28 protein-coding genes and 1 other RNA gene are annotated in these 25,304 nt (G+C 69.4%); 11 read left to right on the forward strand and 18 right to left on the reverse strand.

The annotated features are described in order from the left end of the window. Positions 1-28: 28 nt before the first annotated feature. Positions 29-2,653, reverse strand: a complete 2,625-nt coding sequence (gene clpB, locus MZTS_RS06840; protein WP_192282766.1) for an ATP-dependent chaperone ClpB — start codon at positions 2,651-2,653, stop codon at positions 29-31. A 347-nt stretch (positions 2,654-3,000) separates the two neighbouring features. Here clpB and MZTS_RS06845 point away from each other — a divergent pair, with 347 nt between their 5' ends. Further along, positions 3,001-3,780, forward strand: coding sequence for an MOSC domain-containing protein (locus tag MZTS_RS06845; RefSeq protein ID WP_192282769.1), 780 nt, complete (start codon positions 3,001-3,003; stop codon positions 3,778-3,780). Positions 3,781-3,802: 22 nt separating this feature from the next. Here MZTS_RS06845 and MZTS_RS06850 read toward each other — a convergent pair whose 3' ends face one another. Then, entirely contained in the window at positions 3,803-4,027 is a 225-nt protein-coding gene (locus tag MZTS_RS06850; protein WP_192282771.1) for a hypothetical protein, read from the reverse strand. Positions 4,028-4,349: 322 nt separating this feature from the next. Between MZTS_RS06850 and argB the strand changes: the two genes are divergently transcribed. From argB to MZTS_RS06865, 3 genes are all read left to right on the forward strand, one after another. Next, the gene (gene argB, locus MZTS_RS06855; RefSeq protein WP_192282773.1) at positions 4,350-5,246 is read left to right on the forward strand and encodes an acetylglutamate kinase; all 897 of its coding nucleotides are present in this window, start codon (positions 4,350-4,352) and stop codon (positions 5,244-5,246) included. Positions 5,247-5,333: 87 nt separating this feature from the next. Then, a complete protein-coding gene (locus tag MZTS_RS06860; protein ID WP_009865950.1) occupies positions 5,334-6,080 on the forward strand; it encodes a pyrimidine 5'-nucleotidase in 747 nt (248 codons plus the stop codon). Next, positions 6,077-6,502 (forward strand): metallopeptidase family protein, encoded by a 426-nt coding sequence (locus tag MZTS_RS06865; RefSeq protein WP_009865951.1) that lies wholly within the window; start codon positions 6,077-6,079, stop codon positions 6,500-6,502. Before MZTS_RS06860 ends, MZTS_RS06865 begins: the two co-directional genes overlap by 4 nt. A gap of 35 nt (positions 6,503-6,537) precedes the next feature. Here MZTS_RS06865 and MZTS_RS06870 read toward each other — a convergent pair whose 3' ends face one another. The 5 genes from MZTS_RS06870 to MZTS_RS06890 all read right to left on the reverse strand — a co-directional run bounded on the left by MZTS_RS06870 (position 6,538) and on the right by MZTS_RS06890 (position 10,494). Then, the gene (locus tag MZTS_RS06870) at positions 6,538-7,770 is read right to left on the reverse strand and encodes a peptide ABC transporter permease (protein ID WP_192282775.1); all 1,233 of its coding nucleotides are present in this window, start codon (positions 7,768-7,770) and stop codon (positions 6,538-6,540) included. A 130-nt stretch (positions 7,771-7,900) separates the two neighbouring features. Continuing rightward, complete coding sequence (locus MZTS_RS06875; protein ID WP_192282777.1) at positions 7,901-8,428, reverse strand: DUF2937 family protein; 528 nt, start codon at positions 8,426-8,428, stop codon at positions 7,901-7,903. 90 nt (positions 8,429-8,518) lie between these two features. After that, a complete protein-coding gene (locus MZTS_RS06880; RefSeq protein ID WP_192282779.1) occupies positions 8,519-8,779 on the reverse strand; it encodes a hypothetical protein in 261 nt (86 codons plus the stop codon). 15 nt (positions 8,780-8,794) lie between these two features. Continuing rightward, a complete protein-coding gene (locus MZTS_RS06885) occupies positions 8,795-9,802 on the reverse strand; it encodes a WD40 repeat domain-containing protein (protein ID WP_192282781.1) in 1,008 nt (335 codons plus the stop codon). A 17-nt stretch (positions 9,803-9,819) separates the two neighbouring features. Beyond that, positions 9,820-10,494 (reverse strand): DUF1275 family protein, encoded by a 675-nt coding sequence (locus MZTS_RS06890; RefSeq protein ID WP_192282783.1) that lies wholly within the window; start codon positions 10,492-10,494, stop codon positions 9,820-9,822. 165 nt (positions 10,495-10,659) lie between these two features. Here MZTS_RS06890 and MZTS_RS06895 point away from each other — a divergent pair, with 165 nt between their 5' ends. Next, positions 10,660-11,079 carry a response regulator gene (locus MZTS_RS06895; protein WP_192282785.1) on the forward strand — a complete coding sequence of 140 codons (420 nt, stop codon included), beginning with the start codon at positions 10,660-10,662 and terminating at the stop codon, positions 11,077-11,079. A 37-nt stretch (positions 11,080-11,116) separates the two neighbouring features. Continuing rightward, entirely contained in the window at positions 11,117-11,479 is a 363-nt protein-coding gene (locus MZTS_RS06900) for a hypothetical protein (protein ID WP_009864655.1), read from the forward strand. A 6-nt stretch (positions 11,480-11,485) separates the two neighbouring features. Here the strand turns inward: MZTS_RS06900 and bioD are convergent, their stop codons facing one another. The 4 genes from bioD to rpmE form a co-directional block, all read right to left on the reverse strand. Continuing rightward, a complete protein-coding gene (bioD, locus tag MZTS_RS06905; protein WP_192282787.1) occupies positions 11,486-12,163 on the reverse strand; it encodes a dethiobiotin synthase in 678 nt (225 codons plus the stop codon). 261 nt (positions 12,164-12,424) lie between these two features. Further along, on the reverse strand, positions 12,425-13,198 hold the full coding sequence (locus MZTS_RS06910) for a ferredoxin--NADP reductase (RefSeq protein ID WP_192282789.1): 774 nt from the start codon (positions 13,196-13,198) through the stop codon (positions 12,425-12,427). A 169-nt stretch (positions 13,199-13,367) separates the two neighbouring features. After that, positions 13,368-14,300, reverse strand: coding sequence for a ring-cleaving dioxygenase (locus tag MZTS_RS06915; RefSeq protein ID WP_192282817.1), 933 nt, complete (start codon positions 14,298-14,300; stop codon positions 13,368-13,370). A 159-nt stretch (positions 14,301-14,459) separates the two neighbouring features. Further along, positions 14,460-14,714 carry a 50S ribosomal protein L31 gene (rpmE, locus tag MZTS_RS06920; protein ID WP_108940255.1) on the reverse strand — a complete coding sequence of 85 codons (255 nt, stop codon included), beginning with the start codon at positions 14,712-14,714 and terminating at the stop codon, positions 14,460-14,462. Between the two features lie 283 nt (positions 14,715-14,997). Between rpmE and MZTS_RS06925 the strand changes: the two genes are divergently transcribed. From MZTS_RS06925 to MZTS_RS06935, 3 genes are all read left to right on the forward strand, one after another. Next, entirely contained in the window at positions 14,998-16,842 is a 1,845-nt protein-coding gene (locus MZTS_RS06925) for an ABC transporter transmembrane domain-containing protein (protein WP_192282819.1), read from the forward strand. A gap of 7 nt (positions 16,843-16,849) precedes the next feature. Beyond that, a complete protein-coding gene (locus MZTS_RS06930) occupies positions 16,850-17,866 on the forward strand; it encodes a D-cysteine desulfhydrase family protein (protein ID WP_192282791.1) in 1,017 nt (338 codons plus the stop codon). Positions 17,867-18,004: 138 nt separating this feature from the next. Next, positions 18,005-18,286, forward strand: a complete 282-nt coding sequence (locus MZTS_RS06935) for a hypothetical protein (RefSeq protein WP_192282792.1) — start codon at positions 18,005-18,007, stop codon at positions 18,284-18,286. A gap of 25 nt (positions 18,287-18,311) precedes the next feature. Here MZTS_RS06935 and MZTS_RS06940 read toward each other — a convergent pair whose 3' ends face one another. Both MZTS_RS06940 and MZTS_RS06945 read right to left on the reverse strand, forming a co-directional pair. Continuing rightward, complete coding sequence (locus MZTS_RS06940) at positions 18,312-19,325, reverse strand: peptidoglycan -binding protein (RefSeq protein ID WP_192282793.1); 1,014 nt, start codon at positions 19,323-19,325, stop codon at positions 18,312-18,314. Between the two features lie 4 nt (positions 19,326-19,329). Continuing rightward, positions 19,330-20,313 (reverse strand): MotA/TolQ/ExbB proton channel family protein, encoded by a 984-nt coding sequence (locus MZTS_RS06945; RefSeq protein WP_192282794.1) that lies wholly within the window; start codon positions 20,311-20,313, stop codon positions 19,330-19,332. Between the two features lie 376 nt (positions 20,314-20,689). Between MZTS_RS06945 and MZTS_RS06950 the strand changes: the two genes are divergently transcribed. Then, positions 20,690-21,226: a hypothetical protein gene (locus MZTS_RS06950; RefSeq protein ID WP_192282795.1), complete on the forward strand. Its 537-nt coding sequence runs from the start codon at positions 20,690-20,692 to the stop codon at positions 21,224-21,226. A 113-nt stretch (positions 21,227-21,339) separates the two neighbouring features. Here the strand turns inward: MZTS_RS06950 and MZTS_RS06955 are convergent, their stop codons facing one another. From MZTS_RS06955 to MZTS_RS06975, 5 genes are all read right to left on the reverse strand, one after another. Beyond that, positions 21,340-22,161, reverse strand: a complete 822-nt coding sequence (locus MZTS_RS06955; RefSeq protein WP_192282796.1) for a TIGR00282 family metallophosphoesterase — start codon at positions 22,159-22,161, stop codon at positions 21,340-21,342. A gap of 9 nt (positions 22,162-22,170) precedes the next feature. After that, on the reverse strand, positions 22,171-22,761 hold the full coding sequence (locus MZTS_RS06960; protein ID WP_192282797.1) for a 5-formyltetrahydrofolate cyclo-ligase: 591 nt from the start codon (positions 22,759-22,761) through the stop codon (positions 22,171-22,173). Continuing rightward, positions 22,751-22,907: non-coding RNA, 6S RNA (gene ssrS / locus MZTS_RS06965), on the reverse strand. The genes MZTS_RS06960 and ssrS overlap by 11 nt, the downstream gene beginning before the upstream one ends. 94 nt (positions 22,908-23,001) lie before the next feature. Continuing rightward, positions 23,002-23,349, reverse strand: a complete 348-nt coding sequence (locus tag MZTS_RS06970) for a cell division protein ZapA (protein WP_009862616.1) — start codon at positions 23,347-23,349, stop codon at positions 23,002-23,004. A gap of 54 nt (positions 23,350-23,403) precedes the next feature. Next, a complete protein-coding gene (locus MZTS_RS06975) occupies positions 23,404-23,712 on the reverse strand; it encodes a DUF4164 domain-containing protein (RefSeq protein WP_192282798.1) in 309 nt (102 codons plus the stop codon). Positions 23,713-24,170: 458 nt separating this feature from the next. Here MZTS_RS06975 and gap point away from each other — a divergent pair, with 458 nt between their 5' ends. Beyond that, positions 24,171-25,178 (forward strand): type I glyceraldehyde-3-phosphate dehydrogenase, encoded by a 1,008-nt coding sequence (gene gap, locus MZTS_RS06980; RefSeq protein ID WP_192282800.1) that lies wholly within the window; start codon positions 24,171-24,173, stop codon positions 25,176-25,178. The last annotated feature ends 126 nt before the right edge of the window (positions 25,179-25,304 follow it).

The raw sequence follows: 25,304 nt of genomic DNA on the forward strand, positions 1-25,304 counted from the left end.
GGGCCTTCGATTGCGGGTGATCGAGAGATCAGTTCAGCAGCACCCCCGCCGGCCGGCGCTCGGCGGCGACGTCGCCGATCATCAGCCCGGCCGGGCCGACCCGCACCGGCACCTGTTCGCCGTCGTGGATCGTGCCCGACAGGATCGCTTCGGCGAGGGGATCCTGCACGTTCTTCTGGATCACCCGCTTCAGCGGCCGCGCCCCGTAGGCCGGGTCGTAGCCCTTGTCGGCGAGCCAGATGCGGGCCTCCTCGTCCAGGTCGAGGGTGATCTTGCGATCCTCCAGGAGCTTGGCGAGACGGCCGAGCTGGATATCGACGATGGCCCCCATCTCCGAGCGCGCGAGGCGGTGGAACAGGATGATCTCGTCGATCCGGTTCAGGAATTCCGGCCGGAAATGGCTCCGGACGACGCCCATCACCTCGTCGCGCACCGCTTCCGTATCCTGGCCCGGTGGCTGGTTGACCAGATACTCGGCCCCCAGGTTCGAGGTCATGATCAGGAGCGTGTTGCGGAAGTCGACCGTGCGCCCCTGTCCGTCCGTCAGGCGCCCGTCGTCGAGCACCTGCAGCAGGACGTTGAACACGTCCGGATGCGCCTTCTCGATCTCGTCGAACAGCACGACCTGATAGGGCCGGCGCCGCACCGCCTCGGTCAGCGCGCCGCCTTCCTCGTAGCCGACATAGCCCGGAGGCGCGCCGATCAGGCGGGCGACCGCGTGCTTCTCCATGTACTCGGACATGTCGATGCGCACCAAGGCGGTGTCGTCGTCGAACAGGAATCCGGCGAGCGCCTTGGTCAGCTCGGTCTTGCCGACGCCGGTCGGGCCGAGGAACATGAACGAGCCGATCGGCCGGTTCGGATCCTGCAGGCCCGCCCGCGCCCGGCGCACCGCGGTCGAGACCGCCTCCACCGCCTCGCGCTGGCCGACGACGCGCTTCGCGAGCGCCTCCTCCATCGCGAGCAGCTTCTCGCGCTCACCCTCCAGCATCTTGTCCACCGGCACGCCGGTCCAGCGGGAGACGACACCGGCGATATGGGCCGGCGTCACCGCCTCCTCGACCATGCCGTCGCGGGCGACCGCGTTCTCCGCCGCGGCCTCGATCTCGGCGAGCTGCTTCTCCAGCCCCGGGATCACGCCGTAGGCGAGTTCGCCTGCGCGCTGGTACTGGCCCTGGCGCTGGGCGGCGGCGAGCTCGTTGCGAGCCTCGTCGAGCTTCTTCTTCAGCTCGGCGGCGGCGCCGAGCTTGTCCTTCTCGGCCTTCCAGCGGGCGGTGATCGCGGCGGATTGCTCCTCCAGATCGGCCAGTTCCTTCTCCAGCCGCACGAGCCGGTCGCGGGAGGCGGAATCCGTCTCCTTCTTCAGCGCCTCGCCCTCGATCTTCAGCCGCACGATCTCGCGGTCGACATTGTCGAGCTCCTCGGGCTTCGAATCGACCTGCATGCGCAGGCGCGAGCCGGCCTCGTCGACGAGGTCGATGGCCTTGTCGGGCAGGAAGCGGTCGGTGATGTAGCGGTTCGACAGCGTCGCCGCCGCGACCAGGGCCGAATCCTGGATGCGCACGCCGTGATGCTGCTCGTACTTCTCCTTGATGCCGCGCAGGATCGAGACCGTGTCCTCCACGGTCGGCTCGGAGACGAAGACCGGCTGGAAGCGCCGGGCGAGCGCCGCGTCCTTCTCGACATGCTTGCGGTACTCGTCGAGCGTGGTCGCGCCGACGCAGTGCAGCTCACCGCGGGCGAGCGCGGGTTTGAGCAGGTTCGAGGCATCCATCGCCCCGTCCGCCTTGCCGGCGCCGACCAGGGTGTGCATCTCGTCGATGAACAGGACGATGCGGCCCTCGGCGGCGGTGACCTCGGAGAGCACGCCCTTCAGCCGCTCCTCGAACTCGCCGCGATACTTCGCGCCGGCGATCAGGGCGCCCATGTCGAGGGCGAGCAGGCTCTTCTCCTTCAGGGATTCCGGTACGTCGCCGTTGACGATGCGCAGCGCCAGCCCCTCGACGATGGCGGTCTTGCCGACGCCGGGCTCGCCGATCAGCACGGGGTTGTTCTTGGTGCGCCGAGAGAGGACCTGGATCGTGCGGCGGATCTCCTCGTCGCGGCCGATCACCGGATCGAGCTTGCCCTCGCGGGCCGCCTCGGTGAGGTCGCGGGCATATTTCTTCAGGGCGTCGTAGGCGTTCTCGGCCGAGGCGTTGTCGGCGGTGCGGCCCTTGCGCAGCGCGTTGATCGCGCCGTTGAGGGAGGCCGCGGTGACGCCCGCCGCGGTCAGGATGCGGCCGGCCTCGGACTCCTTCTCCACGGCGAAGGCGAGCAGCAGGCGCTCGACGGTGACGTAGGAATCGCCCGCCTTCTCGGCCGCCTGCTCGGCGGTGTCGAACAGGCGCACGAGCTCGCGGGTCGCCTGCGGCTGCGCGGAATTGCCGGACACCTTCGGCTGCTTGGCGAGCCACTGCTCGATCTGCGCATGGGCCACCCGCGACTGTCCGCCGGCCCGGTCGATGAGACCGGCGCAGAGGCCTTCGGGATCGTCGAGCAGAACCTTGAGGAGGTGGCCGGGCGCGAGCTGCGGGTTGCCTTCGCGGACGGCGAGATTCTGCGCGGCCTGAACGAAGCCGCGGGCGCGTTCGGTGTACTTTTCGAAATTCATGCGTTTGTCCTTCCCCCGGATCGAACCGTTGTCCGCCCGCTGACGCGGCACGGCGTGGTCGATGCGTTGCCCCGCGGGGTCGGCCCCGCCGGGACACCGGCGCTTCTTCAAAGCCGCCGGCAGAGCTGATCTGGTGTTGCGTTTTCGTAACACAAGGGGGTCTGGCCCGCTGCGATGCGCGCCCTCGCGCCGAGCGCCAGGGCGAATGCACGGTCGAAGGCGAGACCCGCATCCCATGCCAGCGTCAGAGCCGCCGCGCCTCGGCCATGCGGACTTCTGCCCAGGGCACGGGCCGTTCGAGGCGCGCATGGTTGCAAACCGCCCGCGGCAGGTCTTAGCGAGTGGGCATGAGCCCGAATCCCGCCATCCGCATCGCCGCCCTCTATCGTTATCCGGTGAAGGGCCTCTCGCCCGAAGCGGTCGAGTCGGCGGAGCTGGAGACCAGCGGCTACTTCCCCGGAGACCGGCTCTACGCCATCGAGAACGGCCCGTCCGGCTTCAACGAGGGGGTGCCGCGCCATCTGCCCAAGGTCGCCTACCTGATGCTGATGCGAAACGAGGCGCTGGCCCGGCTGCGCACCCGCTTCGACGATGCCACCCACCGCCTCACCGTCGAGGAGAACGGCGCGCTCGCCGTGGAGGCGGATCTGGGCACGGAAGAGGGCCGCGCGGCGCTCGCCGCCTTCATGACCGGGTTTCTGCCGCAGGAGCTGCGCGGCGCGCCGCGGGTGTTGTCCGCGCCGCCGGGCTACCGCTTCACCGATTCGCGCACCGGCTATGTCTCGCTCATCAACCGGGCGAGCGTGGCGGCGATCGAGGATTTCGTCGGGGCTCCGGTCGATCCCCTGCGCTTTCGCGGCAACCTCTATCTCGACGGACTTTCCCCGTGGGAGGAACTCGACATGGTCGGCCGGGTGCTGGAGGCGGGCGACGGGGTGCGGCTGAAGATCACCAGCCGGACGGTGCGCTGCGCGGCGACCAATGTCGATCCGCAGACCGGCCTGCGCGATCTCGCCATTCCGAAAGCCCTCAGCGACCATCTCGGCCATGCCGATTGCGGCGTCTATGCCGAGGTGCTGGCGGGTGGCCCGCTCCGGGCGGGCGGCGGCCTGCGGGTGATCGGTTGATCCGCGCGGCCTTGCGGCCGTCTCAGCGCCGGCGGGACGGTTCCCGGGTTGTGAGCCAGAGCGGCTCGGGTTCGGCGCAGGGCAGAAGCGTGGCCACCGCGTCGAGATCGACGGCGTAACTTTCGGTGAGCCGCCGCCAGATCTCCGCCGAGGAGCCGGCGCTCTGGCCGAGGGCTTCGACCGCGCGGGCGATCAGACCGGGATGCGTCAGGCTCGGGCGTGGCTTCAGCAGATCGGCATTCAGCATGGTCGGCCCCCAGGTTCGATGGACGATCATTGTTGAGGATGGTTAATGCTCCCTTAATTCGAGGTCTCGGCTCTGCCGAATGGAGTGTTCGACCACCGGGGGGAGCCGAAAGACATGGCTGACTCTTGGCATCACACCGGGGAGGAGGCCGAAGCGCCGCCCTGCCGCGCGGGTGATCCGGCGCCCGCCCGTCGACGGTCTGACATATCCGGGCTGTAAGCCGTCTCGCCTTCGAGGGCCTCGGCCCGCTTCGCGCCGCGGCGAGGCTGCGCTAGAAGCCTGCCGAATCCGCCCCCGACTCGAACGAGCCAGGACGACCGTGATGACCGATCCGTTGCCGAACGTGCATGTGCGCGCCGAAATCCTGACCCAGGCGCTGCCTCATATGCAGCGCTACGATCAACAGATCGTCGTCATCAAATATGGCGGCCACGCCATGGGCGATCCGGCCGCGGCGGAGGACTTCGCCGAGGACATCGTGCTGCTCGAGCAGTCCGGCGTGAAGCCGATCGTCGTGCATGGCGGCGGGCCACAGATCGGTAAGATGCTGAACCGGCTCGGCATCGAGTCCGAGTTCCGCGGCGGCCTGCGCGTCACCGACGAGGCCACCGTCGAGGTGGTCGAAATGGTCCTGGCCGGTTCGATCAACAAGCAGATCGTCGGCTGGATCGCCGCCGAGGGCGGGCGGGCCATCGGCCTGTGCGGCAAGGACGGCAACATGGTCCGCGCCAAGCGGGCCCTGCGCACGGTCAAGGATCCCGAGAGCAACACCGAACAGGCGGTCGATCTCGGCCTCGTCGGCGAGCCGGAGCATGTCGAGCGCGGCGTGCTCGATGCGGTGCTGAAGGCCGAGCTGATCCCGGTGCTCGCGCCGGTGGCCTATGGCGAGGACGGCAAGACCTACAACGTCAATGCCGACACCTTCGCCGGCGCCATTGCCGGTGCGTTGCGGGCCAAGCGCCTGCTGCTGCTCACCGACGTGCCGGGCGTGCTCGACAAGGACAAGAAGCCGATCCCGGAACTCTCGGTGGACGATTGCCGGCGCCTGATCGCCGACGGCACCATCACCGCCGGCATGATCCCGAAGGTCGAGACCTGCATCTACGCCCTCGAACAGGGTGTGGAGGCCGTGGTCATCCTCAACGGCAAGGTCGCCCATGCCGCGCTGCTGGAGCTGTTCACCGATTTCGGTGCCGGCACCCTGATCCGGCGGACCTGATCCGGCGGCGTTTTCCTCGAGGCCGCGATCACCTACATAAGCGGGGCGGGACATTCCGCCCCGCTTCACTTCTCAAGCGATTTTCACTTGTTCCTTCCCGGCGAAAGCCACTTCACTTCCCCCGATTCCCGCGGCTTCGGCCATGTCGACACCTGGGTGTTCGACCTCGACAACACGCTCTATCCGAGCGACGCGCGGGTCTGGCCGCAGGTGGACGAGCGGATCACGCTCTACGTCATGCGTCTCTACGGGCTCGATGCGATCTCGGCCCGCGCCCTGCAGAAGCATTTCTACCACCGCTACGGTACCACCCTGAAGGCGCTGATGGTGGAGGAGGGGGTCGATCCGCACGACTTTCTCGACTTCGCCCACGACATCGACCACTCGACGATCAAGCTCGACGAATCCCTCGGCACCGCCATCGAGCACTTGCCGGGTCGCAAGCTGATCCTCACCAACGGCTCCCGCCGCCACGCGGAGCGGGTGGCGGACAAGCTCGGCATCCTCAACCATTTCGAGGACGTGTTCGACATTGCCGCCGCCGATTTCGTGCCGAAGCCCGACCGCGGCACCTACGAGCGCTTCCTCCTGCGCCACGGCGTCGATCCGCACCGCTCGGCGCTGTTCGAGGACATCGCCCGCAACCTCGTGGTGCCGCACGATCTCGGCATGGCGACGGTTCTGGTGGTGCCGCAGACGCCCGACCCGTTCCGCGAGGCCTTCGAGCAGGAGGCGGTGAAGGAGCCGCATATCGACCACATCACCAGCGACCTCGCCGCCTTCCTGAAGGGCTGCGTGCTGCCGGTCGCCCCGCGCGAGCCCGCCGCGCCGTGAGCGGATGGGCCGATGCCAAGGCGCCGAGCCTCGCCGAGATCGAGGCCCTGGCCGATGCCGCCTTCGCCGCGCTGCCGGATGAGTTCCGGCGGCTCTGCGCCGGCCTGCGCATCCATGTCGACGACTTCCCCGACGACGAGACCCTGACCGAGATGGGCTGCGAGACCGAGTTCGACCTGCTCGGCCTGTTCCGCGGCGTCGGGCTGGCGCAGTCCGGCGAGGTCGCGACGGGGCAGATGCCGAATGCGGTCTGGCTCTATCGCCGGCCGCTCCTCGATTACTGGGCCGAGCACGACGAGACGCTGGGCCACCTCGTCACCCATGTCCTCGTCCACGAGATCGGCCACCATATGGGCCTGTCCGACGACGACATGGCCGCCATCGAGGCGGCCGCCGAGGCAATCGAGACGCCGGAGGCCTGAGTGCCTGCTTCGGGTCCGACCGACTGGTAAACGTCCTAGTCCCGCGCCGGCAGGCGGGGAATCCGCCCGACCTTGGGCCGGCTGGAGCGGAACTGCCCGCGCTCGATCGCCACGAAGATCAGGATCGCCAGCGCCAGGGTCGTCAGCCACCAGATCGTGGTGAGCCCGACGCCGACGCAGCCGATGGCGAAGGCGGTGGCGAAGGCCGCCATGGCGCAGGGGGCCAGAACCGTGGCGCCGCGGCCGGCCCGGTGGATCGCGCCGTAGAGGGCGAAGGCGGCGGCGAAGGCGCCGACGATGCCGAGTTCGTACCAGAACTCGAACAGCATCGTGGTGGGCGCATTGATCGGCAGGATCCCGAAGATCCGCCCGCGCAGGGCCGTCTCGAGTCCGTGGCCGGTGACCAGCCGCACCGGCTCCAGGGTCACCACCTTCTGCCACGCCTTGAGCGCCAGCACCCCCGGCGATACCGGGCCGAACAGGGCCGCGCCGATGGGGCGGGCGAGGAACGGCAGCAGCGGCGCCACCGCGAGCAGGCCTGCGGCGGCGAGCGCCGTGAGCCGCACGCCCAACGACGGGCGCCAATAGGTCAGGGCGAAGGCCAGGGCGCCGATGGCCATGGCGAACAGGGCTGTCGTCCCCGGGGCGAGCAGCAGGGCGCCGGCCACCAGCAGCACCACGACGATGGATTCGGTGTCACGGCGGCGCGAGCGCAGCCAGGCCACGGCGGGCCAAGCGAGCAGAGCCAGCAGCACCGCGCCGCGCTCCAGGGCGCTGTCGCCGTCCGGGTTGTCCTTCAGCATCGCGTCGCCGACGAGAGTGATCAGGATCGCGACGATGGAGGCCGCGCCGACGCCGAGGGGCAACAGGTAGAGATTGGCCGAGCGCATGCGCTCGGGCAGGGCGAGATAGGCGAGCAGCACCATCACGATGGTGGCGACGAGGTTGGCGAGCCGCTCGCTCGCCGGGCCGGGAAACGGCGTCCAGATCAGGGACAGCCCCGACCAGAAGACCACCAGCATGCCTGCCAGGAAGGAGGGGGCGGTGAGGAGGCGCCGCAGGGTCGGGCCGACGGCGCGCTGGCGCCGGTCGATGGCGCTGGCGGTAATGAGCATCACCACGGCGATGGGGGCGAGCACCACCGTCGCGCGGCGGGAGACCTGAGCGGCCACCGGCAGCACCACGAACAGCCCGAAGAAGCCGAGGCGACGCAGCAACGCCGCCGCATCGAGGGCGGGATCGACCATCGTATTCGGGGGACGCGCCATGACCGTGGGGGAACCGGATCCGGCGCCTTGAGCGGAGTGCAGGCGCCCTGCTTACACCTAGTGCAGGCGGAAGAACCCGGCTGTAGAGGCGGTGCAACACCTTGAGGCGTGCGACCGCACGGGATTTTCATCAAACCGGTGTGGTTTCCGGGCGTCGCCGGCTGCGGCGGGCCATGTGGCGGCCGAAATCGCTGGTGACTCGCCATCCGCCCCAGGCAGCGAGAAAACCGAGCAGGCCGGCGACGAGCCCGTCCGTGGTCGTCGGCACCGCCGGCTGGTAGTCGCGGTAGGCCGCGCGGGCGATGGCCATGTCGGGGTCGCGGGCGATGACGGCGAGGCGCCCGAGCGGGCCGGTCGCGGAATCGAGCGCCTGTTTCTGCGCCTCCAGGCGCTTCAGCCGCTCGATATCGGCCCGGGCCGACTCGCCGCGCCGGGCGATGAAGGCGTCGGGATTGGTGCGCAGCAGCGCCAGCGCTTCCTCGCGGTTGCGGCCGCTCGCCTGCGCGTCGGCATCGAGGGAAGCGATGGCGCGGCGCAATTCGTCGAGGGCGCCGCCGAGGCGCTGGGTGTATTGCTGGGCGAATTCCGGCGCCTGCGCGGCGACGATGGCGGCGAGCAGGCCGAAGGCGAGGCCGAGCGTGCGGACGACGCGGAACACGTAAGGGCGAGCCTCCTGCGAGCGGACCCTTCGGGTTCTAGGGCGGTCTGCCGATCCGGGGAGGGCTGGCGGTCGTCGTCCGGGCCGATGTCATGGCGTCCTGAGCGCGGCCGCGACCTCCGCCGCGCTCAAGGTGTCCAAAGCTCCCAGGATCTTCACCGCCCGCGTCGTCTCGCCGGGAGCGAAGATCAGGATCACCGTCTCGGTGCCGGGACAGGCCGGATCGGCGCAGACGATCTCGCTGACCGTCATCGCCGTGTCCGGCCCGTAGCCGCCCGCGTCCCGCAGCCATGCCTCCACCCGCCGCCGGGCGGTGGCGTCGGATTTCGGTGCGCGTCCGAACAGGCCCACGATGCCAGCCCGGCCTCAGGCCGGCAGGGTCAGCAGGCCGGCCTGACCGTCGGCGCAGCCATAGGCGAGGCGCGCCCCGGCGGCATCCCAGGCCAGCGCCGAGATCGCGCTGCCCTTCACCGCCGGGCGCACCAGCAGTTCCGAGGCATCGGTGAAGCGCACCAGCAGCACGCAGCCATCCTCGTAGCCCATGGCCAGGACCGGCGCCTTGGGGTGGAAGCAGACCTGCGAGACCCGCGCCGGGCGCACGCCGCATTCGCGGGGCGCCTTGCCGGTGGGGCCTTCCTTCGAGTCGAACGGCCAGACGATGGCGGCCTCGGCGCCGCTGGTGGCGAGCCACTTGCCGTCCGCCGACCAGGACAGGGAGCGCACCTTGGCGGGATAGCCGGACATCCGCATGTGGCCGCGGTCGGGCTGGAGGCGCCAGCCGTGCAGGGCGTTCTCCTGCATGGTCGAGACGACGAAGCGGCCATCGGGCGACCACGTCACGTCGAGATGCGAGCCCTTCCACTCGATGAATTCGGGCGGCGTCTCGAGATTGGGGTACCACAGGCTGACGCCGTTATAATGGGCGACCGCGAGCCGGTAGCCCTTCGGGGCGAAGGCGAGGCCGCGGGCGGTGGAAGGGGCGGCGAAGGTCTTCTCACGGCCCTTGGCGTCGCGGGCGACGACGTTCCGGCCCGAGGAGAAGGCGACCGAGCCGTCGGGATGCAGGGCCAGGGCATCGATCCAGCCGCCGCCCTTGGCCCGGGCCAGTTCGCTGACGCTGCCGTTGGCCTCCGTCGTCACCACCCGTCCGTCGTCGCCCCCGCTCACCAACCGGGCCCCGTCTCCCTCGGCCGAGAGAAGACCGGCTTCCGGATGGGCCGCGACGCTCTCGGTCGCGCCGTCGTGGGCGAGGAGCACGGTGCCGTCCGCCAGCGCCAGGGCCAGCGTTCCTTTGAGCCAGCGGGCGGCGGTGACGTGGGCGCCGGCCGCGAACGGGACGACGTGCGCGGTGAGGGAGGGAGCGGAGACGCTCATGCCGGGTGGGCCTTCCTTCAGATCTTGATCGTCGGCACCGGCGAGGGCCGGCAAAGCAGGGTGACCAGGCTCGCGGCGAGGCATAGCCCGCCGGCGACGCCTGCGGGAATCGCCAATGCGGCGATCCCGAGATGCGTATGGGCGACCGTGCCCGCAACCGCCCCGAGCAGCAGGGAGAGCCACACCGCGCCGTCGCCGGTCCAGCCGAGGCGCGGACCCCGGCCGGCCAGCGCCAGGGCCGCCTTCTGCCCGAAGGAGAACAGCGCCCCCGTCACGAAGGTGGTGCCGGCGCGAAAGCCCTGAACATGGGCGAGCACCGCGTTCTGCCCGCCCATGGCGAGCGCCAGGAACAGCGAGGCGACGCCGACATGGGTGTGCTCCGCCGCCATGGCCACCGCCGCGGCGAGGGCGACGGCCTCGAAGCCGAGCACCGCCGGGGTCACCCAGCGGGGCGGACTCAGCGCCGAGATCGCACCCCCGGACACCGCCCCGATCAGGAAGGCGCCGATCAGCAGGGCCGGCAGCACCGCGCCCAACGGCTCGCCATGGCCGAGGGAGACCGCGAGCTGCGTCGTGTTCCCGCTCATGAGGGAGGTGTAGAGGCCGCCGAGCCGGATGAAGCCCAGGGCGTCGACGAAGCCGGCCAGCGCCGTCAGCACGACGCCGAAGCCGATCTGCCAGGATCGCGTCACGATGCGGTCACGCTCCTTACGACCCTGCCGTCAAGGTTAACGGATCGGTTACCAAATACGCGCAAATCGAAGCAATCACGGTGAACGCGGCCCTCCACGGTCCCGTTGGTCCGGCGATCCGCAAGCTCGGCGGTTGTCCGAGCACGGGTGAGTTGGAGTTCTGCCATGATCCCCTTCGCTTGCGCCCCCGTCGCCCTTCCCGCCTTCCCCGTCGCGCCGAACGCCGGCACGATCCTCGTGGTCGAGGACGAGTCGTTCGTCTGCGAGCTGGCTGCCGAGGCCCTGCTCGACGAGGGCTACCGGGTGCTGACCGCCGCCGACGCGAACGAGGCCGAGGCGATCCTGTCGAGCGAGCGGGTGGACCTGCTCTTCACCGATATCGACCTTGCCCGCAACACGAACGGCATCGCGCTCGCCCATAGCGCCCGGCGCAACCTGCCGCGCCTGCCCGTCGTTTACACCTCCGGCGGCCGTGACGGCCTGTCCGCCGCCGAGGCGGTGGCGGAATCGGTGTTCGTGCCCAAGCCCTACCGCGCCGCGCAGCTCGTGGCGGTGACCAACGACCTGCTGCGGCATCGCGGCTGAGTCCCGAAGCCCCTTCACCCATCCTACGAGACGGACGATGCGCCGCCTGATCGCCTGCACCTTCCTGACATTCGCCGCGATGACGGCGGCCCATGCCGAGTGCAATGTCGAGGATGCCGGACTCGAACCGGCCATCGCGGCGCAGAAGGAATTTCAGGAGCCCAAGAACGCCCAGGTGGTGCGCGATCTGCGCACCCTGCGGGACGCCGCCATCGTGCTCGATTCCTACGGCTACCCGGAGGAGTGCAAGCGGCTGGTCGCCCTCGTGAAGGGGCTGGCCGCCAAGCCCGACGACACGATCAAGCGCAGCGGCGATACCGACGAGGAGAAGGCCGAGGAGGTCCAGGAATCCCGCGAGCCGAAGCTGGCGCCGAAGGAGCCGCGCGGTTCAGGCCGCTGACACCGATCAGACAAGCTCGACCAGGTTTCCCGGGAAAGCGCCGCCCCGGCTGAGGCGGCCGACCGGAACGCCGGCGTGCCGCGCGATCTGCCCGGCCACCGTGTCGAGGGGCGTCGGCGCCCCCTCGCTCTCGCTGATGACGAGGCCCGCGAGCGCGATGCCGTGGGCCCGCAGGGTCTCCACCGCCGTCAGGGCGTGGCTGATCGCGCCGAGATAGCTGCCGGAGACGAGCAGCGCCGGAAGGCCCTGGGCCTTGAGCCAGTCGAGGCCGGTTTCCGCCTCGGTGATGGGGCTCATCAGGCCGCCCACTCCCTCGATCAGCACCGTGTCACCCTCACGCGCCTCGGATAGGCGCGCCCGGCACCAGCCGACGAGGTCGGCGAGGCTGAGGCTGCGTCCCTCGCGGGCGGCGGCGAGGTCGGGCGCGAGCGGCGCGGCGAAGCGCCAGGGCGAGCAGGCCTCCACCGTCTCCGGCGTGACGGCGAGCCCCTGCGCGGCGAGCAGCCGGGCGGTGTCGCTCACGGCGAAATCAGGATGGTCGAGGGGCGGAACCCCGCTCGCCAGCGGCTTCAGGGCGCGGACCCGCCGGCCCCTGTCCCGAAGCCGGCGGGTCAGGGCGGCGGTGGCGTAGGTCTTGCCGATCTCGGTGCCGGCGCCGACGATGAACAGGGCGGGCAGGGACATGGCGCACGGTTCACAAGGGAGGGGCGGTCTTGCCCGATACGCGCCCTCGTCCTGAAGTGCCGCGAGAGCGGTCTCGAAGGAGGCCCCAGATCTCTCCGCCCTCCCTGGCGCCCTCTTTCGAGGCTGGCTTCGGGCGCAGCTCAGGATCAGGGCCTGAATCGGAGAGAAAAGAGATCCGGGATGCTGTTCTTAACAATCGAACAGGCACTCGGGACGAGGCCGGTGGAGGGGAGGGGCGGCCGCGCGGCGACCGCCGATCCTTCACTTCTCGACGAAGGCCTTCTCGATCACGTAGTGGCCGGCCTCGCCGTGATTGCCCTCCTCGTAGCCGAGGCCGGTGAGCAGCTCGCGGGTGTCCTTGATCATCTCAGGGCTGCCGCACAGCATGAAGCGGTCGTTCTCGATCGACATGTTCGGCAGGCCGATATCCTCGAACAGCTTGCCTGAGGTCATCAGGTCGGTGATCCGGCCGCGGTTGCGGAACGGCTCGCGGGTGACCGTCGGATAGTAGATCAGCTGGCTCGAGATCGTCTCGCCGAGGAACTCGTGCTTCGGCAGGGTCTCGGTGATGGTCTCGCCATAGGCGAGTTCCTGCACCTGACGGCAGCCATGGACGAGCACGACCTTCTCGAAGCGGTCGTAGGTCTCCGGATCCTTGATGATCGACAGGAACGGGGCGAGCCCCGTGCCGGTGCCGAGCAGGTAGAGGTTCTTGCCGGGCAGGAGGTTGTCGAGCACCAGCGTGCCGGTCGGCTTCTTGCCGACCATGATCGGGTCGCCGACCTTGAGGTGCTGGAGCTTGCTCGTGAGCGGGCCGTTCGGCACCTTGATCGAGAAGAATTCCAGCTCCTCCTCGTAATTGGCCGAGACGACCGAGTAGGCGCGCAGCAGCGGCCGGCCCTCGACCTCGATGCCGATCATCGTGAACTCGCCGTTGCGGAAGCGGAACGAGGGATCGCGGGTGGTCCGGAAGGAGAAGAGCGTGTCGGTCCAGTGGTGGACGGAGAGGACGCGCTCCTCGTTGTACTTGCTCATCGGCCGCAGGCTTCCCGATTCATTCAGCGTCGAACGCGGGGTCTTCTCGCAATCGCAGCATCCCCGTCAAGACGCAGAGCTGCCACAGCCATTCGAATGTGGCTTTGTCTGGAACTCTTCTTGATTTCCGCGCATGCCTGACCCAGGCGGAACGCATCGAACGGTGCCGTTACAGCGGCTTCAGCCCCGCCTCGATCTCGGCCCGGCGCGGTTCCAGGAAGGGCGGCAGGGCGAGCCGCTCGCCGAGCCGGTCCATCGGCTCGTCGGTGGCGAAGCCCGGCCCGTCGGTGGCGATCTCGAACAGGATGCCGTTCGGCTCGCGGAAATACAGGCTGCGGAAGTAGTAGCGGTCCACCGGGCCGCTCGACGGCACCCGGCGCTGCTTCAGCCGGTCGGCCCAGGCCTCGTAATCGGCATCCGGGACGCGAAAGGCGACGTGGTGGACGCCGCCCGCGCCCTGGCGGGCCTGCGCCCCCGTCCCCGTGAGAAGCTGCACCTCTGCCGCCGGGCCGCCCGCTCCGGTCTCGAACACCGTTACCTCGCCCTCGGGCAGTTCGAAGCTGCGGGCGCGGCGGAAGCCGAGGATCTGCGTCAGCACCGCCTCGGTGCGCTCCGGCTGGGCGACGGTGAGACGGATCGGGCCGAGCCCCCGGATCTGGTGCGCCGCCGGCACCGGGCTGGCGTCCCACGGATGGGCCTCGCCCGCTCCGCCATCGTCCACGAGGCTGAGGCGCTGGCCCTCACCATCCTCGAAATCGAGGGTCAGCCGTCCGTCGCGCTCGATCGCCGGGTGATGCGTCACCCCCTGCCGGGCGAAATGCTCGCGCCACCAATCGAACGCCTCCGCTCCGGCGACGCGGAACGCCGTGCGCGAGATGCTGTCGGTGCCCCGTCGCTCGGCCGGCGCCGGCCAGTCGAAGAAGGTGAGGTCGGTGCCCGGCGAGGCGCGTCCGTCGGCGTAGAAAAGATGGTAGGCCGACACGTCGTCCTGATTGACGGTCTTCTTGACCAGCCTCAGCCCCAGCACGCGGGTGTAGAAGGCGAGGTTGTCGGCCGCCCGCGCCGTGATCGCGGTGACATGGTGGAGTCCGGTGAGCTGCATCGCGGGCCTCGGGCGAAAAGCGGGTTCGGCCTCCAGATAGGCGCTCTGGCGCTCGACCCAAAGCCTGCCCGCGCCCCGGGTTGCAGTCGTGACGGTCATCCACAAACGAAAACGGCGCCGCGAGCGGCGCCGTCTGAAGCGGGTCCGGCCCGAGAAAGCTTACTTCTTGCCGAAGCCCAGACCACCGAAGCGGCTGTTGAAGCGCGAGACGCGACCGCCGCGATCGAGCATCTTCTGCTCGCCGCCGGTCCAGGCCGGGTGGGTCGTCGGGTCGATGTCCAGGTTCAGGACGTCGCCTTCCTTGCCGTAGGTCGACCGGGTCTTGTACTCGGTGCCATCGGTCATCACGACCTTGATGAAGTGGTAGTCGGGGTGCTCGGTCCCCTTGGCCTTGGCGGCCTCGTTCTTTGCCATGACGAAATCCTGAGGTAGCACGCCGACCGGCCTCGCCGCCCAGGGCAGGGGGCCAGGGGCAAAACATCGCGCGCATTCCGATGAAGGCGCGCCTATACCTCAGCCACGGAGCGCGGACAAGAGAGAGCCGGCAGATCGGTTCGGCCGAGCAGGCTGGCCATGGTCCGGGGGGCTGCGCGCGGACCGAACTGGAAATCGGGCCTGCGGCTGCTTATGCGTCTCTGCGAGACGAAGACGATAGCCGAAAACGGCAAGGAACGGGACGAAACGATGTCGAGGAATGATGGCCCGCGCGCGTGATGCGTCGACCGACGCAGGGGCGGCAACCCGGGGCCGGGCACCGCTGGGGGCGCTAAAGCCCCTGATTCCCTTCGCCAGCCGCTACCGGGGCCGCATCCTCGCGGCGCTGATCTCGCTGATCGCGGCTTCCGGCGCGACCCTGGTGGTGCCGATCGCGATTCGCCGGGTGATCGACCACGGCTTCTCGCCGGAGGGGCAGGCGCTCATCAACTCCTACTTCGTGGCGCTGCTCGGCGTGGTGGCGGTGCTCGCGGTGTCGAGCGCCGGCCGGTACTACTCGGTGGTGACGTTGGGCGAGCGCGTCGTGGCGGATCTGCGCTCGGCGGTGTTCGCGCGGCTGACGATTCTCGACCCCACCTTCTTCGACAAGGCGCAATCCGGCGAGATCGTCTCGCGGCTGACGGCGGATGCCACGCAGGTCAAGGCGGTGTTCGGCGTCTCGATCTCGATCCTGCTGCGCAACCTGTTCCTGTTCGTCGGCGCTGTGGTGATGATGGTCTGGACGAGCCCGGGCCTCTCGATCCTCGTGCTCGCGGCGATCCCGCTGATCGTGTTTCCGCTGATCCTGTCGGGGCGCGGCGTGCGCCGCCGCTCCCGCGCCGCCCAGGACCGTCTCGCCGACGCCTCGGCCTATGCGGCGGAAGCGGTCGGCGCCGTGCGCACCATGCAGGCCTTCGGCATGGGCCGCACCACCGCCGATCTGTTCGCGCGGGCCTCCGAGAACGCCTACCGGGCGGCGCGGGCCTCGATCACGGCGCGGGCCCTGCTCACCGGCGTGGCGATCTTCCTGATCTCGGCCTCGGTGGTCGGGGTGATGTGGTACGGCGCCAAGGGGGTGCTCGCGGGCACCACCAGCGCCGGCCAGCTCTCGCAATTCGTGCTCTACGCGGTGTTCGGCGCGAGCGCCCTCGGCCAGCTCTCCGAGGTCTACGGCGAACTCGCCCAGGCGGCGGGCGCCGCCGAGCGGCTCGGCGAGATCCTGGCCACGGAGCCGGCGATCCGCACGCCGACAAATCCGACCGCCCTGCCGAGCCCGGCCCGTGGCGAGGTGGCTTTCCAATCGGTGCGCTTCCGCTACCCGACCCGCCCCGAGCATGCCGCCCTCGACGGCATCTCCTTCACGGTGGCGCCGGGCGAGCGGGTGGCCCTGGTCGGGCCGTCGGGCGCCGGCAAGACCACGGTGCTGCAGCTCCTCCTGCGCTTCTACGACCCGGACGAGGGCGATGTGCGCATCGACGGGGTGTCCCTGCGCCAAGCCGATCTCGACGGCTTGCGGGCGCGGCTTTCGCTGGTGCCGCAGGATCCGGTGGTGTTCTCCGGCACGGTGCTCGAAAACATCCGTTACGGCCGCCCCGGCGCCAGCGAGGCGGAGGTCGAGGAGGCCGCCCGGCTCGCCAATGCGGACGGGTTCATCCGCGCCCTGCCGCAGGGATACGCGACCCTGCTCGGCGAGCGCGGCACCACGCTCTCCGGCGGTCAGCGCCAGCGCGTGGCCATCGCCCGCGCCATCCTCAAGGATGCGCCGATCCTGCTGCTCGACGAGGCGACCTCGGCCCTCGATGCCGAGAGTGAGCGCGCGGTGCAGAATGCCCTCGACCGGTTGATGCAGGGCCGCACCACCCTGGTCATCGCCCACCGCCTCGCGACGATTCGCGCCGCCGACCGCATCCTCGTCTTCGACGGAGGCCGGATCGTGGAGGAGGGGACGCACGAGAGCCTGCTGGCCCGCGGCGCCCTCTACGCGCAGCTCGCCAGCCTGCAATTCGCCGACAGCTTCGACGAGAGCGCCCGGGCGCGGGATCCGCGCCCGAAGCACGCGGCGGAGTAGCGCCGGGATGGTCCTGACCCGCTTTCCCCGTGCGCCGCTGACCGAAGGTCCGACGCCGATCCGCTCCCTCGACCGCCTTTCGACCCATCTCGGGGCGGAACTGAACGGCGTGCGCCTGTTCGTGAAGCGCGACGATGTCGGCCCCGTGGGGTTGGGCGGCAACAAGCTGCGCAAGCTCGAATTCCTGCTCGGCCAAGCGCTGGCGGACCGGGCGGATACGGTCATCACCGTCGGCGCGCTGCAATCGAACCATGCCCGGCTCACCGCCGCCGCCGCGGCGCGGATGGGGCTCGCCTGCGAGCTGTTCCTCACCCGCAGCGTTCCGCGCGACGATGCCGACTATACCGGCAACGGCAACCGGCTGCTGCAGGACCTGTTCGGAGCCCGCATCCACCTCCTGCCGGGCGAGGCCGATTCCCTGGCCGAGGCGGAGGCGCGGGCGGACATGCTGCGGAGCCAGGGGCGGCGCGTCTGCGTCTTCCCCTCCGGCGGGTCGAGCCCGCTCGGCTGCCTCGGCTACGCCGCATGCGCCCTGGAGATCCTGGAACAGGCAGGCAATCTCGGCCTGTCCTTCGCCCGCATCGTCGTGCCGAACGGCAGCTCCGGCACCCATGCCGGCCTTGCCGCCGGCCTCGCCGCTGCCGGGCGCGACCCGGTTCTCGCCCAATCCTACACGGTCCTCGCCCCCGAGGCCGAGGCCAGGGCGACGACCCTCGCCAAGGCCCGCGACACCCTCGCGCTAATCGGTGGCGGCCTGACACTGGCCGACGATTCCATCCGCGTCGACGGTGCCCATCGCGGGCCGGGCTACGGCGTCCCGACGGAGGGGATGCGCGAGGCGGTCCGGCTGATGGCCCGGACCGAGGGGCTGCTGCTCGATCCGGTCTATAGCGGCAAGGCCTTCGCGGGGCTGCTCCACGACGTGCGGACGGGCACCTACGCCTGGGGCGAGACGGTGCTGTTTGTCATGACCGGTGGGGTGCCGGGCCTGTTCGCGTATCGCCAAGACTTCGCGGAGGTCTGACCGGATCGAGAGCGATCCGTCTCCTGCGGTCTCCATCGTGTTCGCGCGGTGGAGGGGAGGATGACGGGGTGCTTCGCCATCCTGGCGTCTCGCGGACGGCTCCGTTCTCACGGGGCGCGTCGGATGGGAGAGAAGGTCATGACCGCGATCTACAAGCACCCGGAGCATCACGTGGGCGGCGCCGAAGCGGCCGCCCTTTTCAGCCCTGCCGCTGGCGCGCGGCCCGAAGGGACGGATATCCGCCTCGCGGATGACGCCCTCGACGCCGCGGGCGGCGGGTTCTTTCAGGAGATCGGGCGCGTCTTCAAGAAGGCGTTCACCGAGCCGCCCAAGCGCTACGCGACGCCAGAGGAATGGCATCAGGCGCATCGGGGCGAGATCGTGACCACGATCCCGACCATCTGGGGCGATCGGTACTGAGGGCGCGGCCTTTCGGAGCGATGCGCTATCGCTCCGTCAGCTTCATCTCGATCCGGCGGTTGCGGGCATAGGCCTCCTCGCTGGTGCCGGAATCGAGCGGCTGGAACTCGCCGAAGGCGCCGGCGAGGAGACGCTGCGGCGGAAGCCCCTTACTCCGCAGATACTGCACCACGGCGATGGCGCGCGCCGCCGAGAGTGCCCAGTTCGACGGGAACTGCGCCGATTGGATCGGCCGGGCATCGGTGTGGCCGTCGACCCGCAAGATCCAGGGAATGTCGGCGGGGATTTCCTTGGCGATGTCGAGGATCGCCCCGGCGATCCGGTCGAGCTCCGGGCCGGCCTCGGGCTTCAGTGCGGCGGAGCCCGCCGCGAACAGCACTTCGGATTGCAACACGAAGCGGTCGCCGACGATGCGGACATCGGAACGGCTGCCGATGATCTGGCGCAGCCGGCCGAAGAAGTCGGAGCGGTAGCGCGCCAGTTCCTGCACTCTCTGGGCCAGGGCGACGTTGAGGCGGCTGCCGAGTTCGGCGATGCGGGCCTGACTTTCCCGGTCGCGGGATTCGGAGGCGGCGAGGGCATCTTCCAGGGCGGCGAGTTGGCGGCGTAGCGCCCGGATCTGCTCGTTGAGCAACTCGACTTGGTTCTGGGCCCGCTGGGTCGCGCCCCGCTCGGCGGCGAGCTGGGCATCGACGTCGGCGCTCTTGCCCTGCGCCGCCTCGTTGGCGGCGGTCAGGGCCTGGAGGCGGTCGCGCTCGGCTTCCGTCGCGGTCAATGTGTTGCGCAAGGAAGCCGCCGCCTCCTCCTGGGCGCGGCGGCTGGAGCGCTCCAGGGCGAGCAGGTCGGTGAGGTCGGCGATCTGGCGGTTGAGGCGGGTGAGCACCGCGTCCCGCCCGGTCAGCTCCTGCGACAGGAAGAACTGCCCGACCACGAACACCGTGAGCAGGAAGACCACCGCGAGCAGCAGGGTCGCCAGGGCGTCGACATAGCCGGGCCAGACGTTGAGGCTGCGCTTCGAGCGCGCGCGGACGGAGGCCATGCCTCTACTCGACCTTCTCGCGGGCGAGGCGGTCGAGCACCTGCTTCAGGTCGCGCTCGCGGGCGGCCTGGGCCTCGACCCAGTCGCGGATCATCTGCTGCTCGGCGCGCATGTGCTGCACGAGGCCCTGGATGCCCTCCGCCAGATTGGTCATCGCCTGGGTCGCGCCCCGGCCCCCGGCCCCTTCCGCGATCACCCCGCTCAGCCGCTCGATGGCGGCCTGCAGCTCGCGGGCGAGGGCGGGGTCGTGCTCCGGCGCGGGCCGGGCGGCGGCCAGCGCCGCCTGCTCCTCGCCGGAGACCAGCCAATCCTCCAATTCGTTGTGGAAGCGCGAATGGGCCTGCCCGGCCTGAAGGTCGAGGAAGCCGACGATCAGGGACGAGGCGAGGCCGAACAGCGAGGCGGAGAAGGCGAGGCCGATGCCGGAGAGCGGCACGGCGAGGCCGCTCTTCAACTCGTCGAACATCACCGCCGCATCGCCGCCGCCGCGCATTCCGCCGATCACCGAGCCCACCGCCGAGAGCGTCTCGATCAGGCCCCAGAAAGTGCCGAGCAGGCCGAGCAGGATCAGGATGCCGGCGATGTAGCGCAGGATCTCGCGGCCCTCGTCGAGCCGCACGGCGGTGGTGTCGAGATGGGCGCGGGTGCCCGACAGGGTGAGACCGTCGCGCCGCGCCTCAATGGCCGGCACCAGCGGGCCGAGCAGCACCGGCCGCTCCTTCGGGCGCTCGCCGGCCGCCACCGCGTTGACGTAGCGCACCTCCCGGAACAGGCGCACGACCTGCCCGAAGGCCAGCAGCACCGCGATCAGCAGGACGCCGAGGATCAGGCCGTTCAGGCCCGGATTGGCGAGGAAGGCCGGGGTGATCTGCTTGTAAAGAACGAAGGCGAGAAAGCCCGCCAGCGCCAGGAACACCAGCATCCGCACCAGCGTCATGCCGGGCTTGGCGATCGGGGGCGTGTCGGAGGACGCGGAACGGGCCGCCATCGGGTCCATACTCGTGTTGGGCCTGACGCCGGGATCGGCGGCACCGCTGTGACAAAACCGGCGGCACTGTGGCGGCTCGGTCCAACGCGATCAAGTCACGGCAGGTCGGGTAATCGCGTCGTCGCCAGCCTCGTTCGCATCGTAGGTCGCAGCAAGCTGCCCCAGGTGCCGTCTGGTCTGTCAGGAATCTGCCCGCCCGATCATCCGAAGCAGGCCCGTGCGCTATCACTTTCACGTCGGTCGAGAGGTCACTTTAATCGGAACCTCCGTGTGCTGCATCGATGCGGACGGGGCGTTCACTTGCAAAACTCCGCTTGCGAGCAAGCCAGAGTCGCGGGATAGAAGCCTAAGCTACGTGGGGGCAAACGAAATTAATATGAAGAAGCTGGGTTGCTTTTCAGTCATCCTGATTACGGGCGCTTCTCTATGGCTGGTCTCTCAAATCTACACGTCTATCTGGCCTGTTGGGGAGGCTGTTGTGCGCCTTCCGATGGGTGATGCTATCGCTCGCTTCCAGACTTGGGGTGGCGGTTGGGGAACATTACCCTTTGTTTTGCGTGTAGATACTCCGCACGGAACGATATCAAAAAAGCTGTGGGCTGATTGGGGACCGGCAAGCGATATCAATTTGTATCAGACGCCTGAAAATTGGCTCGTCGGTATAGGCGGAGGAGGTGATACTGTCATCGTCGACGTTATGGATACGTCGGGCCCAAGATCTGTGATCGGCGATGAACAGTATCGGACGAACGACGAAAATTGGAAATATCTAGGAGTTGCAGTCGGGGACGGCTTTATTCCTGCTGAGTCGAAACCTGAATGTATAGCGTTGCTTGGAGCTGGGTATACAAAATACCGAAAAAAATTCCAAGTCGAGCATTTTTGCGTGCAGCCCATTCATGAGCATCCGTAGAGTAATTTTTGCACGCTCTCTCTGGATACCTTTGAGATGACAGGCCTGGTTTCAAAGTCCAGTGTCCAACAAGCCTCGATGAGCAGCCCTCTGGGCAGACGGCTGCAGCAAACTCAATCCCATTCCCGCGGCCAGGTTTCCTCCAGATGCGGCCCGAGCCGCACCGCCCAGACGCGCTTGGCCAAGCCGGTGGCGTCGTCGGTCTCGACCGCGACGCCGCACAGGGTGCCGGGGCCGGTGGCCGCTTCGAGGCGCGAGCCCGGCGTCTTCTGCAGGAAGCGGCGCACCGGCTCGTCCTTCTGCATCCCGAGCACGGAATCGTAATCGCCGCACATGCCGGCATCCGACAGATAGGCGGTGCCGCCGGGCAGGATGCGGTGGTCGGCGGTCGGCGCGTGGGTGTGGGTGCCGACGACGAGGCTCGCCCGGCCGTCGAGGAAGTGGCCGAAGGCCTGCTTCTCGCTGGTCGCCTCGGCATGGACATCGACGATCACCGCATCCGCCGCCGCGCCGAGGGGGCAGGCATCGAGCTCCCGGTCCGCCGCGGCGAAGGGATCGTCGAGGGGATCGAGGAAGATGCGCCCCATCACGTTGACGACGAGGACGCGGGCGCCGCGGGCCGTCTCGATCACCGTCGCGCCGCGTCCCGGCGTGCCCGGCGGGTAATTCGCCGGCCGGATCAGCCGGGGCTGACGGGCGATGAAGACCAGCGCCTCACGCTGATCGAAGGAGTGGTTGCCGAGCGTCACCGCGTCGGCGCCGGCCTGGAGGATCTCGTCGCAGATCGATTCGGTGATGCCGAAGCCGCCCGCCGCGTTCTCGCCGTTGATCACCACGCAGTCGAGGCGCCAGCGCTCGCGCAAGGTGGGGAGCCGCTCGGTGACGGCATAGCGGCCGGGACGTCCGACGATGTCGCCGAGGAAGAGGATGCGCATCGTAGTCGCCTAACCCTGACGGAGGGGGACGGGCCCGGTCTCGGTCACGAGATGGTCGAGGGGGCGATCATGCGGCTCGGCCGGGACGCGGTCGATTTCCTGCACGGAGAAGGCGATGCCGATCGTCAGAACCGGGCCGTTCTTCGACAGGCGCTCGATCGCCTGATCGTAATAGCCCGCCCCGTAGCCGATGCGCTGGCCGGCGCGGTCGAAGGCGGCCAGCGGCACGATCAGGGCGGTCGGATCGAGGGGGGGAAGGTCGTCGCGGGGTTCGCTGAGGCCGAAGCCGCCCCTCACCAGTTCCTCGCCCGCCCGCCATTCGCGGAAGACGAGGCCCTGCTTCGTCACCTTGGGCAACGCCACCCGCTGGCCGCGGGCGAACAGGCGCTGCATCAGCGGACGCGGGTCGATCTCGCTGCGGATCGGCCAGAACACGCCGACGAGCGGCGCGTCCCCGAGTTCCGGGATGGCCAGGATGGCCTCGGCGGCACGCAGCGCGCCGTCGGCGCGGGCCTCGGGCGGGAGCGCATCGCGGCGCGCCAGGGCCTCGGCGCGGAGCTTCGCCTTGAGCGAGCGTTCGGGGGAAGAGTGCGGAGCCACGTGAGCCGTTGGAGTGTCGATCCCGGGAAACCTACAGAGTAGGTGGGCGCCGTGTTGGCCAAGTCCACGGACGAGGCCAGTGACAGCTCCCGAGGGAGTCGATAAGGCCCCGGGGAAAGTTCTCCTGACGAACTCTGCAGCCCCGCCCGCCAGAGATAGACGGCTCAGGGGCCCGGCGCCAGGGGCCCTCCGCGTCGCAGGCTCACTTTTCGACGCCGGCGTGAGGGTTCGTGTGGCGGGTCAGCTTCCGCTCTGCCCCGTGGGCTGGCCCGAAAGAGCCCGGGCGAGGCGGTCGATGCGTTCGGCGGCGAGGCCGACGCTGCCGGCGAGTCGCGCCTGCTCGGCCGCGCCTTCCGCCGCATCCCGCTCCAGGCCGGCGATGCGGCGGCGGGCTTCGTGCAGCTCGTCGGCCAGGGTGAGGGCCGCCATCACCTGCAGGCGCATGTCGCCGATCTCGCCGAAGGTGCTGCGCATCTCGGCGACCCGCTCGTCGAGATCCCGGGCGAGGGCGGCGAGATGATCCTCTTCGCCCGCGCCGCAGGCCATCCGGTAGCTCTTGCCGGCGATGGTGACGTTGACGTGCGGCATCCGCGACCCACTCGACCCGAACTCGTTTCTTCTCGTACCGGCCCCGCCGAGCCCTCAGTGGCCGGCGGGGCCGGACAGCACGTCTTCCACCGTTTCGATGGCGCGATCGAGGCGGCGGTTCACCTCTCCGGTCGTCGCCGTCATCCGGGCGAGCCGCGCCCCCGCTGCGTCGAGTTCGGCGGCGAGCCGCACCCGATCCTCCTCCAGCAGGGCGAACTCCGTTTCCCGGTCGCCGCGGCTGCGCTCCAGCTCCAGCTTGCGCGCCACCGCCGATTCGAGCAGCGCCAGAGCGGTGTCGAGCCGGTTCAGGGCCTCCTCCAGGGTCGGGCCGTCCGGGGACGTCGCCTGCTTTGCCTTTGCCATATCCGCTCGTCAGTCACCGTTTCATCGCGGTCCACGAAACGCGCCCCGCCCCGCCGCGGCCAGAACGCGAACGGCCGGTGGCGCGAGATCTTTCGCAGTACTCCGCGCCCGCATCCCGAAAAGTTTCAGCCAAGAGCATTCGAAATTCCAGCCAATTCACAGGGCTGCCCACGATCTTTGACAGCCCCCGACGCCATGTTAGAGAGCCCGCGCCCGGCTCCGATCCCCCGGCGCGGGGCCGCCCAACGGATTCTCCAGACCGTGACCCTTTCCGGCTCCCCGCTCAGACCGTCCGCCGACCGGACGGGTGCGGGCCGCCTCACGGTTCATCCCAGGTTCAGTGCCGCCCCGCTTGGAGCGGTCCCATCGTCGTCGCGCGGCGCGCGCCAGCGCCGCCTGCCGGCCCGGCCTGTTTTTCATCGGCGCGCGGGCGCGCCCTATCACGAAGGAGTCACGCCGTGACCGTCAAGGTTGCCATCAACGGGTTCGGGCGCATCGGCCGCAACGTGCTGCGCGCCATCGTCGAGGCCGGCCGCACCGATATCGAGGTCGTCGCCATCAACGATCTCGGCCCGGTCGAGACCAACGCTCACCTGCTGCGGTTCGATTCGGTGCATGGCCGCTTCCCGGCCGACGTCGCTGTGGACGGCGATTTCATCGTCATCAACGGCAAGCGCATCAAGGTCACCGCCGTGCGCAACCCGGCCGAGCTGCCGCACCGCGACCTCGGCGTCGACATCGCCCTGGAATGCACCGGCATCTTCACCTCGAAGGACAAGGCGAAGGCTCATCTCGAGGCCGGCGCCAAGCGCGTCCTCGTCTCGGCCCCGGCCGACGGCGCCGACCTCACCGTGGTCTACGGCGTGAACCACCAGCTGCTCTCGTCCGAGCACCTCGTCGTCTCCAACGCCTCCTGCACCACGAATTGCCTCGCCCCGGTGGCGAAGGTGCTGAACGAGGCGGTCGGGATCGAGCGTGGCTTCATGACCACGATCCATTCCTACACCAACGACCAGCCCTCGCTGGACCAGATGCACAAGGATCTCTACCGCGCCCGCGCCGCGGCGATGTCGATGATCCCGACCTCGACCGGCGCCGCCAAGGCGGTGGGCCTCGTGCTGCCGGAGTTGAAGGGCAAGCTCGACGGCACCTCGATCCGCGTGCCGACCCCGAACGTCTCGGCCGTCGACCTCGTCTTCACCGCCAAGCGCGAGACCTCGGTGCAGGAGATCAACGAGGCGATCAAGGCCGCCGCCGCCGGCCCGCTCAAGGGCGTGCTCGGCGTGACCGACCAGCCGAACGTGTCGATCGACTTCAACCACGATCCGCACTCGTCCACCTTCCACCTCGACCAGACCAAGGTCATGGACGGCACCTTCGTGCGCATCCTGTCCTGGTACGACAACGAGTGGGGCTTCTCGAACCGCATGGCGGACACCGCCGTGGCCATGGCCAAGCTGATCTGACGCCCTAGCTTCCGCCTCCAAGAGGCGGCCGGCGACAGGCCGGCCGCCTTGCGAGGTGCCTCGCAAAACTCCCGGCGCCCGACCGCCTTTTCCCTGGCGGCGACCGTGCGGCGGGCATTTCGTGAC

The sequence above is a fragment of the Methylorubrum zatmanii genome, from assembly GCF_014845115.1.
In the GTDB taxonomy this organism is placed as follows: domain Bacteria; phylum Pseudomonadota; class Alphaproteobacteria; order Rhizobiales; family Beijerinckiaceae; genus Methylobacterium; species Methylobacterium zatmanii.

Bases quoted from the DNA above. Each gene is read 5' to 3' on its own strand.
- clpB (WP_192282766.1), bottom strand. From the start codon at position 2,653: ATGAATTTCGAAAAGTACACCGAACGCGCCCGCGGCTTCGTTCAGGCC.
- MZTS_RS06845 (WP_192282769.1), top strand. From the start codon at position 3,001: ATGAGCCCGAATCCCGCCATCCGCATCGCCGCCCTCTATCGTTATCCG.
- MZTS_RS06850 (WP_192282771.1), bottom strand. From the start codon at position 4,027: ATGCTGAATGCCGATCTGCTGAAGCCACGCCCGAGCCTGACGCATCCC.
- argB (WP_192282773.1), top strand. From the start codon at position 4,350: ATGACCGATCCGTTGCCGAACGTGCATGTGCGCGCCGAAATCCTGACC.
- MZTS_RS06870 (WP_192282775.1), bottom strand. From the start codon at position 7,770: ATGGCGCGTCCCCCGAATACGATGGTCGATCCCGCCCTCGATGCGGCG.
- MZTS_RS06885 (WP_192282781.1), bottom strand. From the start codon at position 9,802: ATGAGCGTCTCCGCTCCCTCCCTCACCGCGCACGTCGTCCCGTTCGCG.
- MZTS_RS06895 (WP_192282785.1), top strand. From the start codon at position 10,660: ATGATCCCCTTCGCTTGCGCCCCCGTCGCCCTTCCCGCCTTCCCCGTC.
- MZTS_RS06900 (WP_009864655.1), top strand. From the start codon at position 11,117: ATGCGCCGCCTGATCGCCTGCACCTTCCTGACATTCGCCGCGATGACG.
- bioD (WP_192282787.1), bottom strand. From the start codon at position 12,163: ATGTCCCTGCCCGCCCTGTTCATCGTCGGCGCCGGCACCGAGATCGGC.
- MZTS_RS06910 (WP_192282789.1), bottom strand. From the start codon at position 13,198: ATGAGCAAGTACAACGAGGAGCGCGTCCTCTCCGTCCACCACTGGACC.
- MZTS_RS06915 (WP_192282817.1), bottom strand. From the start codon at position 14,300: ATGCAGCTCACCGGACTCCACCATGTCACCGCGATCACGGCGCGGGCG.
- rpmE (WP_108940255.1), bottom strand. From the start codon at position 14,714: ATGGCAAAGAACGAGGCCGCCAAGGCCAAGGGGACCGAGCACCCCGAC.
- MZTS_RS06925 (WP_192282819.1), top strand. From the start codon at position 14,998: ATGGCCCGCGCGCGTGATGCGTCGACCGACGCAGGGGCGGCAACCCGG.
- MZTS_RS06930 (WP_192282791.1), top strand. From the start codon at position 16,850: ATGGTCCTGACCCGCTTTCCCCGTGCGCCGCTGACCGAAGGTCCGACG.
- MZTS_RS06935 (WP_192282792.1), top strand. From the start codon at position 18,005: ATGACCGCGATCTACAAGCACCCGGAGCATCACGTGGGCGGCGCCGAA.
- MZTS_RS06940 (WP_192282793.1), bottom strand. From the start codon at position 19,325: ATGGCCTCCGTCCGCGCGCGCTCGAAGCGCAGCCTCAACGTCTGGCCC.
- MZTS_RS06945 (WP_192282794.1), bottom strand. From the start codon at position 20,313: ATGGCGGCCCGTTCCGCGTCCTCCGACACGCCCCCGATCGCCAAGCCC.
- MZTS_RS06950 (WP_192282795.1), top strand. From the start codon at position 20,690: ATGAAGAAGCTGGGTTGCTTTTCAGTCATCCTGATTACGGGCGCTTCT.
- MZTS_RS06955 (WP_192282796.1), bottom strand. From the start codon at position 22,161: ATGCGCATCCTCTTCCTCGGCGACATCGTCGGACGTCCCGGCCGCTAT.
- MZTS_RS06970 (WP_009862616.1), bottom strand. From the start codon at position 23,349: ATGCCGCACGTCAACGTCACCATCGCCGGCAAGAGCTACCGGATGGCC.
- MZTS_RS06975 (WP_192282798.1), bottom strand. From the start codon at position 23,712: ATGGCAAAGGCAAAGCAGGCGACGTCCCCGGACGGCCCGACCCTGGAG.